10 protein-coding genes and 1 tRNA gene are annotated in these 14,470 nt (G+C 42.2%); 9 read left to right on the top strand and 2 right to left on the bottom strand.

What is annotated here, in order from left to right; translation table 11 throughout:
• Nucleotides 1-10: 10 nt before the first annotated feature.
• Entirely contained in the window at nucleotides 11-682 is a 672-nt protein-coding gene (locus H5201_RS03000; protein WP_182767234.1) for a hypothetical protein, read from the top strand.
• A gap of 6 nt (nucleotides 683-688) precedes the next feature.
• On the opposite strand, the gene xseA is transcribed toward H5201_RS03000, so the two are convergent.
• Nucleotides 689-2,023, bottom strand: a complete 1,335-nt coding sequence (gene xseA, locus H5201_RS02995; protein ID WP_182783692.1) for an exodeoxyribonuclease VII large subunit — start codon at nucleotides 2,021-2,023, stop codon at nucleotides 689-691.
• Between the two features lie 135 nt (nucleotides 2,024-2,158).
• On the opposite strand from xseA, the gene guaB reads away from it, so the two are divergent.
• The 6 genes from guaB (at nucleotide 2,159) to rimI (ending at nucleotide 7,724) form a co-directional block, all read left to right on the top strand.
• The gene (gene guaB, locus H5201_RS02990) at nucleotides 2,159-3,628 is read left to right on the top strand and encodes an IMP dehydrogenase (RefSeq protein ID WP_149982073.1); all 1,470 of its coding nucleotides are present in this window, start codon (nucleotides 2,159-2,161) and stop codon (nucleotides 3,626-3,628) included.
• A 103-nt stretch (nucleotides 3,629-3,731) separates the two neighbouring features.
• The gene (gene guaA / locus H5201_RS02985; RefSeq protein ID WP_145235498.1) at nucleotides 3,732-5,309 is read left to right on the top strand and encodes a glutamine-hydrolyzing GMP synthase; all 1,578 of its coding nucleotides are present in this window, start codon (nucleotides 3,732-3,734) and stop codon (nucleotides 5,307-5,309) included.
• Nucleotides 5,310-5,639: 330 nt separating this feature from the next.
• Nucleotides 5,640-6,347 (top strand): MATE family efflux transporter, encoded by a 708-nt coding sequence (locus H5201_RS02980; protein WP_259399648.1) that lies wholly within the window; start codon nucleotides 5,640-5,642, stop codon nucleotides 6,345-6,347.
• Nucleotides 6,348-6,825: 478 nt separating this feature from the next.
• Nucleotides 6,826-6,902: transfer RNA gene (locus H5201_RS02975), tRNA-Trp, on the top strand.
• Nucleotides 6,903-6,967: 65 nt separating this feature from the next.
• The gene (locus tag H5201_RS02970) at nucleotides 6,968-7,276 is read left to right on the top strand and encodes a hypothetical protein (protein ID WP_182783690.1); all 309 of its coding nucleotides are present in this window, start codon (nucleotides 6,968-6,970) and stop codon (nucleotides 7,274-7,276) included.
• Entirely contained in the window at nucleotides 7,263-7,724 is a 462-nt protein-coding gene (gene rimI, locus H5201_RS02965) for a ribosomal protein S18-alanine N-acetyltransferase (protein ID WP_182731775.1), read from the top strand. The genes H5201_RS02970 and rimI overlap by 14 nt, the downstream gene beginning before the upstream one ends.
• Here rimI and H5201_RS02960 read toward each other — a convergent pair.
• Nucleotides 7,710-10,391, bottom strand: a complete 2,682-nt coding sequence (locus tag H5201_RS02960) for a hybrid sensor histidine kinase/response regulator (RefSeq protein ID WP_182783688.1) — start codon at nucleotides 10,389-10,391, stop codon at nucleotides 7,710-7,712. The two genes, rimI and H5201_RS02960, sit on opposite strands and share 15 nt — an antisense overlap.
• 262 nt (nucleotides 10,392-10,653) lie before the next feature.
• Between H5201_RS02960 and prfC the strand changes: the two genes are divergently transcribed.
• Nucleotides 10,654-12,237, top strand: coding sequence for a peptide chain release factor 3 (prfC, locus tag H5201_RS02955; RefSeq protein ID WP_182783686.1), 1,584 nt, complete (start codon nucleotides 10,654-10,656; stop codon nucleotides 12,235-12,237).
• A 55-nt stretch (nucleotides 12,238-12,292) separates the two neighbouring features.
• The gene (argS, locus tag H5201_RS02950; protein ID WP_182783684.1) at nucleotides 12,293-14,035 is read left to right on the top strand and encodes an arginine--tRNA ligase; all 1,743 of its coding nucleotides are present in this window, start codon (nucleotides 12,293-12,295) and stop codon (nucleotides 14,033-14,035) included.
• Nucleotides 14,036-14,470 lie beyond the last annotated feature (435 nt).

The raw sequence follows: 14,470 nt of genomic DNA, 5'->3' as shown, positions 1-14,470 counted from the left end.
GGAATTATAAATGAGTAATAATGGTTTGTTTTCTCGTGTGCTGGCGTTTGCTGCTGGCGTGGTTTTAACTTGGGGTTACTTTCAGTTGGCCTCAAGCAAGACAACACCTGTTCATACACTGCTAACACACGAGGTTGAGCAGCAACGCGATATAATGGCGACGGACGTTGAAACAGCTGTTGCTAATCAAGCAGCAAATTTTGCACAAGCGATTGATAGCAAAAAAATGGCCATTGCACCACAACAGCAAACGGCAGAAGAGCAACCGCTTGAGCAACAAGTGCAACAGCTCAAGCGTGAGTTACTGCAACAGCAAAAATTAGTAAAAGCTTACGAACAACAATTGCAAGCACCGTCCGATTTTGAACAAGCTTTGCTAGACAAGTTTACTGAGCAAAGTCGCAATGAAGAGTGGGCTTATCGTACCGAGACTGCCATGAAAGACTTTTTACAGATTGCTGATCTTGGCATCACCCCTGAATTGGTTAGTGCGCAGTGTAAAAGTTCGGTATGTAAATTTGAACTTGCAGCGCCAAAGGATGTAGATGATTTTGATCATACCCAATGGCGCGAACTCAACGATAAGTTGGTACAACAAGACTTTTGGCAGCAATTTAAAGTCAGTACTTCAAAATCAAGCGATCGCGATTTTTCATTATTATTAAGTACTGAGTCAGAATAACGAGCCTCAGCTGACACGAGCTTGAATTACGCCATCAGCAAGCTCGGTTACAATTAAATCACCTTGAGTTACTTGCTTAATAGACTTAATCACTTGCCCTTGCTCATTTTTAGTGATGCTATAACCACGAGCGAGTACATTGAGCGGACTTACAGATTCTAATCGGCTAGCCTGCATTGCGAGGGCATTTTGGGCACTGTGTAATTGTTGCTGCATGGTTTGTGTTAAACGCCCTTGCAGTTGCTGTAATTGATGACTTGCCTGAGTAATTTTGCGATCTGGTGAGCGCTGCATTAGTCGCGGCGTTAGATTATTTAAGCGGCGCTCATATTGATAGAGCCGATGTTGTATCGCCTGCTGTAATGCTACTGTCAATTCATCTAAACGTTGCGCTTGTTGATTTAACTGATTACGCGGGTGACATAATGTTAAACGGTGCTCAAGTGCTGTTGCAACGCTTTGCTTTGCAGATAACTGATGTTTAAACGCATTGGCTAAGCGATTTAATTGTTGTTGGATTTGATTATAAAGTTCGCTGCTATTGGGGCTAACAAGCTCTGCAGCCGCGCTTGGCGTTGCGGCGCGCACATCGGCAACATAATCGCTAATGGTGGTATCAATTTCATGACCGACAGCACTGATAATTGGTAGGTTACTGGCAAAAATAGCGCGTGCCAGTAGCTCATGGTTAAAGCACCATAAATCTTCTAGTGATCCACCACCGCGGCCTAAAATAATTACATCAACTTCATTGCGGGCATTAGCAATATTGATTTTATCAATTAATTGTAGGTGCGCGTCTTTACCTTGCACCATAGCAGGGTAGATCACGACTTCAAGTTGTGGCGCTCGACGCTTAAGTACCGTTAAAATATCTTTGATAGCCGCCCCTGTGGCTGATGTAATAACACCAACACGATGCACAACCCCAGGCAATGGTTGTTTATGGGCGGAGCTAAATAAACCTTCGGCGGCTAAGCGCATTTTTAATTCATCAAACTGTTGCTTTAGTTGCCCTTCGCCAGCAGCTTCCATGTGTTCAACAATCAGCTGATAGTCACCACGCGGTTCATACAGCGATACTCGGGCTCGAACTGTCACTTGTGCGCCATTTTCAGGGCGATAGCGTTGGCCTCGATTGTTGCCTCGCCACATCGCCGCTTTTACTTGAGCGCGATCATCTTTGAGCGTGAAATACCAATGACCAGAGGCTGGTGTAATGAAATTTGATATTTCGCCGGTTAAATTTAACGATGCGAATCCTTGTTCGAGTACGGTTCTTATTTCTCTATTTAACCTAGAAACGGTATAAATCGTTTGCTGCTGGGATGTTACGGCCATAAAGCGACTCTAAAAAGCGATGATGGGGGTATTTTATCATAAATAATTGTGAAATCTTATTTACTCGTGCCCACAACGCTGATAAAATTTGGCCGCAATTCCTTAAACAAGATCCACATGTGAGAAGTTGCCAAAATGCTTAGAATTGCTAAAGAAGCTCTTACCTTTGATGACGTACTTTTAGTACCCGGTCATTCTACTGTTTTGCCACACACGGCAAACATTTCAACTCGCTTAACGCGTGGTATCAAACTTAACTTGCCGCTAGTTTCAGCATCTATGGATACTGTTACCGAAGCACGCTTAGCGATTGCGCTAGCGCAAGAGGGCGGTTTAGGTTTTATCCACAAAAACATGACAATTGAAGAACAAGCCAAAAACGTACGTAAAGTTAAAACGTATGAAGCGGGTATTGTTTCTTTCCCTGTTACTGTGACAGCGGATTTAACCATTGCAGATGCAATTGTACTTGCTGAAGAAAAAGGCTTTTCAGGTTTTCCGGTAACGGACGCTGAAAACGGCCTTGTTGGTATTGTTACCAGCCGCGATATGCGTTTCGAAACCAAGCTTGAGCAACCGGTTTCAACAGTGATGACTAAAAAAGAAAAGTTAGTCACTGTAAAAGAAGGTGCTGCGCGTGATGAAATCTTAGGATTAATGCACGAACACCGTATCGAAAAAATCCTTGTTGTTGATGATGCGTTTAAATTAAAAGGCATGATCACAGTAAAAGATTATCAAAAAGCACAAGACAAACCACATGCATGTAAAGATGAACAAGGTCGTTTACGTGTAGGTGCTGCCGTTGGTGTAGGTCCAGGTACTGATGAGCGTATTGCTGCATTAGTCGAAGCGGGCGTTGATGTATTACTAATTGATACCTCACATGGTCATTCTCAAGGTGTTATCGACCGTGTTGCACAAACTCGTCAAACTTACCCTGAACTACAAATTGTAGCTGGCAATGTGGCAACAGCTGAAGGTGCGATTGCGCTTGCCGACGCCGGTGTTGATGCAGTTAAAGTAGGAATTGGCCCAGGTTCAATCTGTACTACGCGTATTGTTACTGGTTGTGGTGTACCACAAATCACAGCTATCTCTGATGCTGTTGATGGCCTAAAAGGTCGTGACATTCCAGTGATTGCTGATGGTGGTATTCGTTTCTCAGGTGATATTGTAAAAGCACTTGTTGCTGGTGCATCATGTGTGATGGTTGGCTCAATGCTAGCGGGTACTGAAGAAGCGCCTGGTGAAGTCGAGCTTTACCAAGGCCGTTACTACAAGTCATACCGTGGTATGGGCTCGCTTGGTGCGATGAACCAAAAAGAAGGTTCATCAGATCGCTATTTCCAAAAATCAAATCAAGCAGACAAGCTTGTGCCAGAAGGGATTGAAGGTCGTGTGGCTTATAAAGGTCCAATCGCGACAATCATTCACCAACAAGTTGGCGGCCTGCGCAGCGCAATGGGTTTAACCGGTTGTGCCACGATTGAAGAATTAAACACTAAACCTCAGTTTGTACGTGTTACTTCAGCAGGTATGGGTGAGTCACATGTTCATGATGTGCAAATCACCAAAGAAGCACCTAACTACCGCTTAGGTTAATAGCTTCAAATCTATTAAAATTACTGGGCTAGCTTCGCTAGCCCTTATTTATTATAGTCATTCAGGTAACCTGAGTGCTAGTTCTTGACTAACGAGACCCTCAATGAGCAAAGACATTCACGATTCACGAATTCTTATTTTAGACTTTGGTTCGCAATACACGCAATTGATCGCCCGCCGTGTGCGAGAAATTGGTGTTTACTGTGAACTGTGGGCATGGGACGTAACGGAAGAGCAGATCCGTGAGTTCAATCCACAAGGTATCATTCTATCTGGTGGCCCTGAGTCAACAACCTTAGAAAACAGCCCGCGTGCCCCTGAGTATGTATTCAATGCAGGCGTACCTGTACTTGGTATTTGTTACGGCATGCAAACAATGGCTACTCAGCTTGGCGGTAGCGTTCATAGCTCTGATAAGAAAGAGTTTGGTTACGCGCAAGTTGAAAAAGTCGGTAACTGTGCATTATTTGATGCCATTGAAGACAGCATTACCGATGGCGGTGAAGGCATTTTAGACGTGTGGATGAGCCATGGTGATAAAGTAATGGAAATTCCAGATACTTTCAAAACCACAGCTAAGACATCTACTTGCCCACATGCGGCAATGTCTAACGAAGAAAAGCGTTTTTACGGCGTACAATTCCACCCAGAAGTAACCCACACTCATCAAGGCCAACGTTTGCTAGAACGCTTTGCGATTGATATTTGTGGTTGTGAAAAACTGTGGACTGCTGCAAAAATCATTGATGACGCCATAGAGCGCATTAAAGATACTGTGGGTGATGACGAAGTAATCTTAGGTTTATCTGGTGGTGTTGATTCATCAGTGGTGGCTATGCTTATTCACCGCGCGATTGGCGACCGTTTAACCTGTGTATTTGTTGATAACGGTTTACTGCGTTTAAACGAAGGTCAGCAAGTAATGGATATGTTTGGCAATAAGTTTGGCCTAAACATTATCAAAGTGGATGCCGAAGAATTATTCTTAGCGGATCTTGCTGGTAAATCAGACCCAGAAGACAAGCGTAAAGCGATTGGCCATACATTTATTAAGGTATTTGATAGCGAATCTAAAAAGCTTAAAAATGCAAAATGGTTAGGTCAAGGTACTATCTACCCAGATGTTATCGAGTCAGCAGCGTCTGCAACTGGTAAAGCGCATGTGATCAAGTCTCACCATAATGTGGGCGGCTTACCAGATGACATGGAAATGGGCTTAGTTGAGCCACTGCGTGAATTATTTAAAGATGAAGTACGTAAAATTGGTTTAGAGCTAGGTTTACCGTATGACATGCTTTACCGTCACCCGTTCCCTGGGCCTGGTCTAGGTGTGCGTGTACTTGGCGAAATTAAAAAAGAGTACTGTGACTTATTACGCCGTGCTGACGCTATCTTCATCGAAGAACTACACAAAGCCGAGCTTTACCATAAAGTAAGCCAAGCATTCACGGTATTCTTACCGGTGAAGTCTGTAGGCGTTATGGGTGATGCACGTAAGTATGATTGGGTTGTAAGTCTTCGTTGTGTAGAAACTATCGACTTTATGACTGCACGTTGGTCACATTTACCGTATGAGTTCTTAGGTCTGGTTTCAAACCGCATCATTAATGAAATCGACGGTATCTCACGCGTTGTTTACGATATTTCAGGAAAACCACCTGCGACTATTGAGTGGGAATAATTTTTAGGCCTGAAACGTCTGGCACTAACGGCATTAAATCTTAATTAAGTCCGCGTAATTGCGGACTTTTTTTTATTCGGAACATCACTGAAAAAATGCTCTGACACTTTGTTCTATAAGTCAAAATATGGCCCAGCCTTGATTCTGCGTTACCAATTCACAAATCAAATAATAACTGTCTAAATCCCAATGATCTGGGCTTAGGGCATTTTCGCGGTTCTCTCCTGAGCGGTTACATAGTACGAACTGACGATATTGTTGTAGTTGCGAAAGAATCAATACATCTTCTTTAGCGAGAGGGTGCTTTTTACCGATATACGTTACTTTACGTTGTCAAAAGCTAAAACCAAGCTATCGGTCAAACAACTTGATAAGACCATCGCCATTCGTATCGTGCAATTAGGGTCGTCAAACTTAGTGATGTTTATCTACTTCAGCTTCGTCATGGCGTTCCATAACATGCAATTTATGGCCTACGGAGACACCACGCAGTTAGCCGCATTTGCGATTGTTGGCTACTTAGCGAGCTGTTACTACTTCTTCGCTGAAGGCTTAGTCAGCGGCTTGCAGCCACCAGTGAGTCACTACTTAGGCGCCAAGCAATACAAACGCATTAGCGAAACCGTAAAACTGGCTTTTTCTGTTACCGTTGGGTCCGGTATAGCTTTGGTAATACTGTTTAACATTTTTCCAGAAATCTTTATCGGCATCTTTACTACAGGCAATGATGCATTACTTGAAGCAAGCAAAAACGGTATTCGTTTACACTTAATGGCATTGTTTTTAGATGGCTTCTTATTCATGGCGTCCATCTACTTCGTCGCCGTTGGTAAAAGCGGACAAGCCCTGTTTGTTTCCGTCGGCAATATGTTGATACAGTTTCCTTTCCTATTCATCTTGCCGAAATATCTAGGTATCGATGATGTTTGGTTAGCCGTCCCTTTATCTAACATTGCCTTCGCATTGATCGTACTGCCGATGCTATTAAGCAACCTGAAAGGTTTTATGTACATGCACAAACAACAAAGTTTCGCTTAAAAAACAATAAGAAAAAAATAGTAAGGATATTTTTATATCGACGAGCGTTAAATAACTTTGGGGCAAAAGCGAGTTATGAGTTTTAACAACAGAGTCTGCATCACTTAGTATGACTTGATATGCAGCTGGTCGCTCATGTTTTGATACGCTTTAAAAATGGACAACAAGTTGAGTATAAAAAGTGAATAGAATTGAACCTAACCGCGCTTACTACTGAAAAGAAGCACGGGCTTCGTTGTGATATGGCCGAATCATCAGTCTGGGCCAAAGCTGAACTAAAACGTCTGCGAGTAGCAAAAAGTAAAAAATGCTGAGCATGGATATATATGAAGGCTTATCCTAGTTTAGGTAAGTAATTATAAAAACGGCGAATTAGTTGGCTAATTCGCCGTTTTGTTTATTTAAAAAGCAGTTAAACTAAAAGAGTGATTTTTTTCTTTACCTTTAGCGAAACTTCTCTATAATTCGTCGTCATTGCAGGGGCGTAGTTCCAATTGGTAGAACAGCGGTCTCCAAAACCGATGGTTGGGAGTTCGAGTCTCTCCGCCCCTGCCACTTCTTCTTTACATAGCCTTGATTACTTCTTATATTGTTCCAGTGTTTAAGTCTACTGAGTTTTTATGCATCCACGATACGCAGCTATTTTTGGTATAGAAAACCTCGAACTAAATCAGCATTTCCGATTACAGCCTGTCGCTGAACAACGTTCTGATGCACCAAGTGCAGCGCTGCAGGTAAATATAGAGCTAAGTACAACGCTATTGGCTGATTTAAATCGCGCTATTGCCCCATTAAAAATTAGCCAAGTAGTGCAAAGCGATAAGCTTGCATGGCATGATGGTCAATTGAGCTTACCAACCCAGCAGCTTAATGCTGATAATAAACGCGCGCTATGGGCGCTGATGAGCACACACCTTGATAACCTTTGAATCTGTTAATGAATTATCCATTGATGCGCTGATGCGTGTTGAGAACGCGTGTCACACTCATCCGTGGACAGTAAACACTATGCAATCATGTCTCGCTGGGCGTTACTTTAATTTAGCTGCGTTTAATGAGCAGCAAATTATTGGTTTTTATATCGGTGAAAAAGCAGGGCCTGATTTTACTTTAATGGATATCTGCGTGGCACCTGATTTTCAGGGGCAGGGGATTGCCAAACAATTGCTTGCAGCGTTTATTGAATACGGCGAAAAACACCACGCTGAAAACTTATTTTTAGAAGTACGTGAAACCAATACTCGTGCCATCGCCTTATATGAGCAGGCAGGCTTTAGTGAAATGTCGGTACGTAAAAATTACTACCCAAGTAGTGACCCATCAAAAAATGGCCATGAAGATGCTATCTTAATGGGAATGACATTACTTTTTGGTTAATGACTGTTCTTGTTGCAAGGTATATTTTATCGCTTCAATTAAGCTCAGTGCTAAATAATCACGGCGGTTGTGATCACGGCCACGTAAATTATCTTCAAGTGTGGCCGCCGCATGGTGAATATTACTAAAACCAAAACAACCAGCACTGCCTTTTAAACTATGGGCCAGCGCTCTGAGCTGCTCCCACTCACCATTATTGTATAGCTGCGTAACGTCGGTTAAATAACCTGGCAGTTTTAAGCGATAGTTGTCGTTGATCTGTTGAAATTTTTCGCTGTTTAGCAAGCTATCCCATTTATTCTGGCTGTCTTTTTCAATATTTAAATAGCTAACAAGCACACTTTCTAAGGCATCTTTATCGATAGGCTTAGCCAGTGCTTCGTCGCAACCGGCTTGCAAATAGGTGTTTACGTCATGTTTCATAACATTCGCGGTAAGTGCAATGATCGGCCCATCGTAGGCTGCATGGCGGAGCATTTGTGTGGCTTCTAAGCCGCCCATTACCGGCATTTGCATGTCCATAATGATTAATTGATAGTCATTCACCAGCGCCATTTCAACAGCTTCTGCACCATTGTTGGCTATATCAGGCTCAAGCCCCCATGTTTGCAGTAATAACTTGATTAGTACTTGGTTGTCAGGGTTATCCTCGGCGACTAATATATTGGCATCAAAGCTATTTTCTGCGAATGAAAGCTGTAAGTCCTTAGCGGGAGTTAATTGGCTTAACTCAGTCAGCATTGGCACTGTTTGTTGTTTATCAGCAGGTAAGTTACAGGCAATTTGCACGCAGAAACAGCTTCCTTGGCCTGGCGTGCTTGTTACATAAACATCACCACCGAGCAATTGTGCTAAATTTTTAGAAATACATAAGCCTAAGCCAGTGCCGCCAAAGCGTCGTGTTGTTGTTGTATCAGCTTGTTCAAAAGGTTTGAATACCCGTTCAACTTCTCGCTCTGACATGCCAATACCGCTATCTTTAATGGCAAATTCTATGAGTTGTAAATCACTGTTATAGGTAATATCTAATTCAATTAAACCTTGCTCGGTAAACTTCACTGCATTGCTGGCAATATTAATGAGAATTTGCTTTAAACGAGTGCTATCACTATTAATTATACGCGGTAATGGTAAGTGAAAATTGATATTGCAGTTAAGTTTTTTCTCTTGTGATAAAGGACGAATAATCGAATCAATATCATGAACTAACTGCACAATATCTAGCGGTTCTTTTTCAACAGCTAATTTTTCGGCTTCGATTTTCGACAAGTCTAAAATATTATTGATGAGTTCAAGTAAGTGTTTAGAGTTACGTAATATAGTATTTAGGTGCCAAGCGTCGCCGGTTGTATTTTGGCTGTGTAATAGCTGCTCAGTAAAGCCCATGATAGCGGTTAGTGGTGTACGTATCTCATGACTCATATTGGCTAAAAAGCGGCTTTTTAATTGGTTCGCTTGTTCCGCTTGGGCAATGGCCACCTCGAGTTGACTATTCATGGTTTCAAGTGCTTTGGTACGGCTTTCGACTTTATCTTCTAAGTGATGTTTATATTCTTCAAGTTCGTCTTGATAATGACGAATTTGGTTCACCATGTGATTAAAATCATTAAATAATACCCCCACCTCATCATTATTATGGGCAGGCAAATATACCGACAAATCGCCGTCACCTACTCGATGGCTGGCTGCCCCAAGTAACTCAATTGGGTTAAGTAGTAAATTACGTACCACAATAAAAATCAGCATCGGCAGGGTGATCACTGAAATAATCACGATCAAGGCGGTGATCAAACTGATCGCTTTGCCGGATTGATAAAGCAAGGCTTTGGGAATGGTAGAGACATAATAATAACCGCCGCTCATTTGGATGGCGTAAATCATCCGCTCAACTTTATCAATACTCGATAACTCTATGGTTGAGAGCTTACCTAGATCGGCTAAGTCGTGAATTTGTTGCAGCTCATATTCGCTAATATATTGACCGCGCTTATTGTAGTCTGAGCTAAATAATATTTTGCCATTGCTGGTCAGTAATAAATTTAAGGTATTGTTATAGGGCGCTTCTAAAATGCTGGTATTTAAAATCGATGGCTCAACATGCAACACAATAAACCCTAATTGTTGCGGACGTTTAAGGTAGTAATCAGCACTGTAAATACGTTGAATAAAATACAAGCTGGTAGTGCCATCTTGTTTTTGCACCATAAACTGTTGTTGGCGTAAGTTACTTTGTAAAACTTGTGAGAAAAATGGATAGCTGGTTGGTGCGGTATTTAAATTACTGGAGTAATAGGCGTCGCTTTGACCATCCGGAGAGACTAAATTTACGCTAACAATATCGGGATAAGCTTCTGAATAGCTTGCAAATACATCCATTAGTGCGCCTAGACGACGGGTATAATTGCCGTTATCGCGTAAGTCATCTGCTAAAAAGTCACTTAGTACAGGGGAGGCCGAGAGTAACTTTGTAGTGGAGTGGAATGAATCGATGTAATTGAACATTTTTTGTTGTTGCTGTTCAACAAAACGGCTAACAATGAGCTCGGCTTGTTTTTGTGTGGAGCTGGTAACGTTGGTGAGAGTAAAGCCACCTAAAAACAATAACGGTAAAATCACCAAAGGCGTGATATACCATAATAATCTTATACTTAACTTACTTGTTCTCATACCCAAACAAAATATCCTCCATGTAATCTATCAATAGTATGCGTTAGCGTAAAATTACACAAGTTTAGTGCGTTCGCTGCAGCAAACGGGTTGAGCTGATTTTAAACCAAGTTATCGGCTAATTACTTGCAATCGTTGCTTTTTTGGCTAAGACAAACAAGGTATAATGTGACTAATTCTATTTTATATTTACAGTGCGTAGCGAAGACCTGTGCTTAGGTTTGTTTTTGGTTGCGCCTTGTTATGACTTAAAGCGGCTTACATGTCTAATTTATTAAACGAAATCAATACGCGACGCACGTTCGCGATCATCTCGCATCCGGATGCTGGTAAAACTACCATCACCGAAAAAGTACTGTTGTTCGGACAAGCTATTCAAAAAGCGGGTACCGTTAAAGGCCGTGGCTCTAATCAACATGCCAAGTCTGACTGGATGGAAATGGAAAAAGAGCGTGGTATCTCGGTCACGACCTCTGTTATGCAATTCCCATACAATAAAGCGCTAGTAAACTTACTTGATACCCCAGGACATGAAGATTTCTCTGAAGATACTTATCGTACCTTAACTGCGGTCGATTCATGTTTGATGGTGATCGATGCGGCTAAAGGTGTTGAAGATCGTACTCGTAAATTAATGGAAGTAACGCGCTTACGTACCACGCCAATTGTCACATTTATGAATAAATGTGACCGCGATATTCGTGATCCGATGGAGTTGTTAGACGAAGTTGAAACAGAGCTAAATATAGCTTGTGCACCGATCACATGGCCAATTGGCTGTGGTAAAGAGTTTAAAGGTGTTTATCATATTCACCGCGGCGAGACCTTGTTATACAAAACCGGCCAAGGTCATACTATTCAAGAAGTACGCAGTATTAAAGGGCTTGATAATCCTGAGCTTGATGCAGCGATCGGCGATGAGCTTGCTGGGCAACTGCGTGAAGAGTTAGAACTTGTTATTGGTGCATCGCACGAATTTGATTTAGAGCTATTTTTAGCGGGTGAGTTATCACCAGTGTACTTTGGTACTGCGCTTGGTAACTTTGGTGTTGATCATGTGCTTGATGGCCTAACTGAGTGGGCACCAACGCCATTACCGCGTGAAACAGAAGACCGTACTGTTGTTGCAACAGAAGAGAACTTCACTGGCTTCGTATTTAAAATTCAAGCGAATATGGACCCTAAGCACCGTGACCGTATTGCGTTTATGCGTATTGTGTCGGGTAAATACAGCCAAGGCATGAAAATGAACCATGTGCGTATAGGTAAACAAGTCAGTATTTCTGATGCGGTAACCTTTATGGCGGGTGATCGTGAGCGTGCAGGTGATGCTTTTGCAGGTGATATTATTGGTTTACATAACCACGGTACGATCCAGATAGGTGATACCTTCACACAAGGTGAAAAGCTTAAATTTACTGGTATTCCAAACTTTGCGCCGGAATTATTCCGCCGCATTCGTCTGCGTGATCCACTTAAACAAAAGCAATTATTAAAAGGCTTGGTGCAGCTATCTGAAGAAGGTGCAGTACAAGTATTTAGACCGCTTATTAATAACGACTTAATTGTAGGCGCGGTTGGTATATTGCAGTTTGATGTGGTTGTAGCGCGTTTGAAAGCAGAATATAACGTAGATGCTTTATACGAAAGCGTAAATGTAAATACCGCACGTTGGGTAAGTCCGACTGACGTTAAAAAGTTTGAAGATTTTAAACGTAAATGCGAAAGCAACTTAGCGCTTGATGGCGGCGATAACTTAACTTACATAGCGCCGAGTCGTGTAAATCTTAACTTATCAATTGAGCGCTATCCAGAAGTGACATTTAACCACACGCGTGAAAATTAGACTCAAATTTTAATTTAAAGCCCGCTAACGCGGGCTGGTAAAGGTAATAAATTACATGAATATTCGTACCCTACTAATTGAAAGAGCCATCGCAGCCATGACTGCCGCTGGCTTACCTGCAGATACTAACCCTGCGGTAACACAGAGTACCCGCCCACAATTTGGTGACTACCAAATTAATGGTGCAATGGGCGCTGCTAAAAAAATGAAAAGCAACCCGCGAGAGCTTGCACAACAAATTATTGATCACTTAGATGTAAGTGATATCGCAGACAAAACAGAAATTGCCGGCCCTGGTTTTATCAATATTCACCTAAAACCTGAGTTTTTAGCGCAAAGCTTAAAAGCGGCAAACCAAGATGCAAAGCTGGCTGTTGCTGAGCATGCACAACCGCAAAAAGTAGTGGTTGATTACTCATCACCTAATCTTGCTAAAGAAATGCACGTTGGGCATTTACGTTCAACGATCATTGGCGATGCAGTAGTACGCGCACTGGAGTTTCGTGGCGATACAGTTATTCGTCAAAACCACATGGGCGATTGGGGCACGCAATTTGGTATGCTGATTGCGCATCTGGAAGATCAAATCAGCCAAGGTGTTGATTTAGATTCTGTGGCACTTGCTGATCTAGAAACCTTCTACCGCGATGCTAAAAAGCGTTTTGATGATGAACAAGGTTTTGCAGATAAAGCGCGTGATTACGTAGTAAAACTACAAGGTGGCGACGCGCATTGTGAAAAACTATGGAAGTTGTTTATCGCAACCTCGGTAAAGCATTCTGAAGAAGTATATAAACGCTTAAATGTAACGCTTACACCAGACGACATCATGGCTGAAAGTGCTTATAACAGTGAACTGAACAATATCATTAAGTTATTACAAGATAAGAATATTGCTGTTGAGTCACAAGGCGCACAGGTGGTGTTTTTAGATGAGCTGGCAAATAAAGATGGTGAGCCATCAGTGTTTATCGTGCAAAAATCAGGTGGCGGTTTCTTATACGCAACCACCGATTTAGCCGCCTGTGATTACCGTTCAAACAAGTTAGGCGCAGCCCGCATTTTAATTTTTGTTGATGCGCGTCAAAGCCTACACTTCAATCAAGTAGAGCTTACTGCACGTAAAGCCGGTTTACTACGCGATGAAACTAGCTACGAATTTTGCCCATTTGGCACCATGATGGGTGAAGACGGCAAACCATTTAAAACGCGTACAGGTGGCACGGTAAAACTTGCTGATTTACTTGAAGAGTCAATCACTCGAGCTGCTGCTAAGCTTGCTGAACGTGAGTCTGACTTAACTGATGAAGAGCGCAGTGAAATTGCCCGTAAAGTAGGTATTGGCGCAGTTAAATATGCAGACCTTTCTAAGCACCGAACCAGTGATTACATTTTCAACTGGGACAGTATGCTTAGCTTTGAAGGGGCAACAGCACCTTACTTACAATATGCTTATACTCGTGTACGCAGTATTTTCCGTAAATCAGGCGTAGACGCAGCAAGCTTAAACGCAGATGTCGCTATTGTTGAACCGCAAGAAAAAACCCTTGCACTTAAACTACTGCAATTAGAAGAAGTACTTGATCAAATGATCAGTGAGGCAACACCGCACGTATTATGTAGTTACCTATACGAGCTTGCCAGCCTATACATGACCTTCTACGAAGCTTGCCCAGTACTTAAAGAAGGCGTAGAGCCAAGTGTACGCGATAGCCGTTTAGTGCTGTGTAATTTGGTAGCGGATACGCTGAAAACGGGCCTAGATCTTTTAGGCATCGAAGTCATGGAGCAAATGTAATCTGCTGCGTGTAGTTCGCTTTAGCTGCGTTAATGAGTTTATTTAGCCTAAGTCACATACAAAATACGTATGCTCCTTGGCATAAATAAACTCACTGCCTTGCTAGCGCTCCTACACTTGCAGATGTGTAGTTTGGCACTTAGTTACTGACCCTAATCACATACAAGAGCGTATGCTCATAGGGATAAGTCGAGTGTCCGCCTTATCTTAGACTAAACTACTTAGGTGAACGTCTGCTGTGTGTAGTTCGCTTTAGCTGCGTTAATGAGTTTATTTAGCCTAAGTCACATACAAAAGTGACAAGGTACTAGGAAGAAATAGGCCCTAGGTTCTAAGAATAGTTTGATACACAGATAGTTGTTTATAAATTTTTGAAGAACCTAGCACCTAGAACCTAGAACCTAGAACCTAGAACCTAGAACCTAGCGGGAATTT

It is taken from the genome of Pseudoalteromonas sp. SG43-6, assembly GCF_014164365.1.
In the GTDB taxonomy this organism is placed as follows: Bacteria; Pseudomonadota; Gammaproteobacteria; order Enterobacterales; family Alteromonadaceae; genus Pseudoalteromonas; species Pseudoalteromonas rhizosphaerae.
This window is presented reverse-complemented; position numbering and strand designations above follow the sequence as displayed.

Coding starts and splice junctions, on each gene's coding strand:
- H5201_RS03000 (WP_182767234.1), top strand. CDS start 11: ATGAGTAATAATGGTTTGTTTTCTCGTGTGCTGGCGTTTGCTGCTGGC.
- xseA (WP_182783692.1), bottom strand. CDS start 2,023: ATGGCCGTAACATCCCAGCAGCAAACGATTTATACCGTTTCTAGGTTA.
- guaB (WP_149982073.1), top strand. CDS start 2,159: ATGCTTAGAATTGCTAAAGAAGCTCTTACCTTTGATGACGTACTTTTA.
- guaA (WP_145235498.1), top strand. CDS start 3,732: ATGAGCAAAGACATTCACGATTCACGAATTCTTATTTTAGACTTTGGT.
- H5201_RS02970 (WP_182783690.1), top strand. CDS start 6,968: ATGCATCCACGATACGCAGCTATTTTTGGTATAGAAAACCTCGAACTA.
- H5201_RS02960 (WP_182783688.1), bottom strand. CDS start 10,391: ATGAGAACAAGTAAGTTAAGTATAAGATTATTATGGTATATCACGCCT.
- prfC (WP_182783686.1), top strand. CDS start 10,654: ATGTCTAATTTATTAAACGAAATCAATACGCGACGCACGTTCGCGATC.
- argS (WP_182783684.1), top strand. CDS start 12,293: ATGAATATTCGTACCCTACTAATTGAAAGAGCCATCGCAGCCATGACT.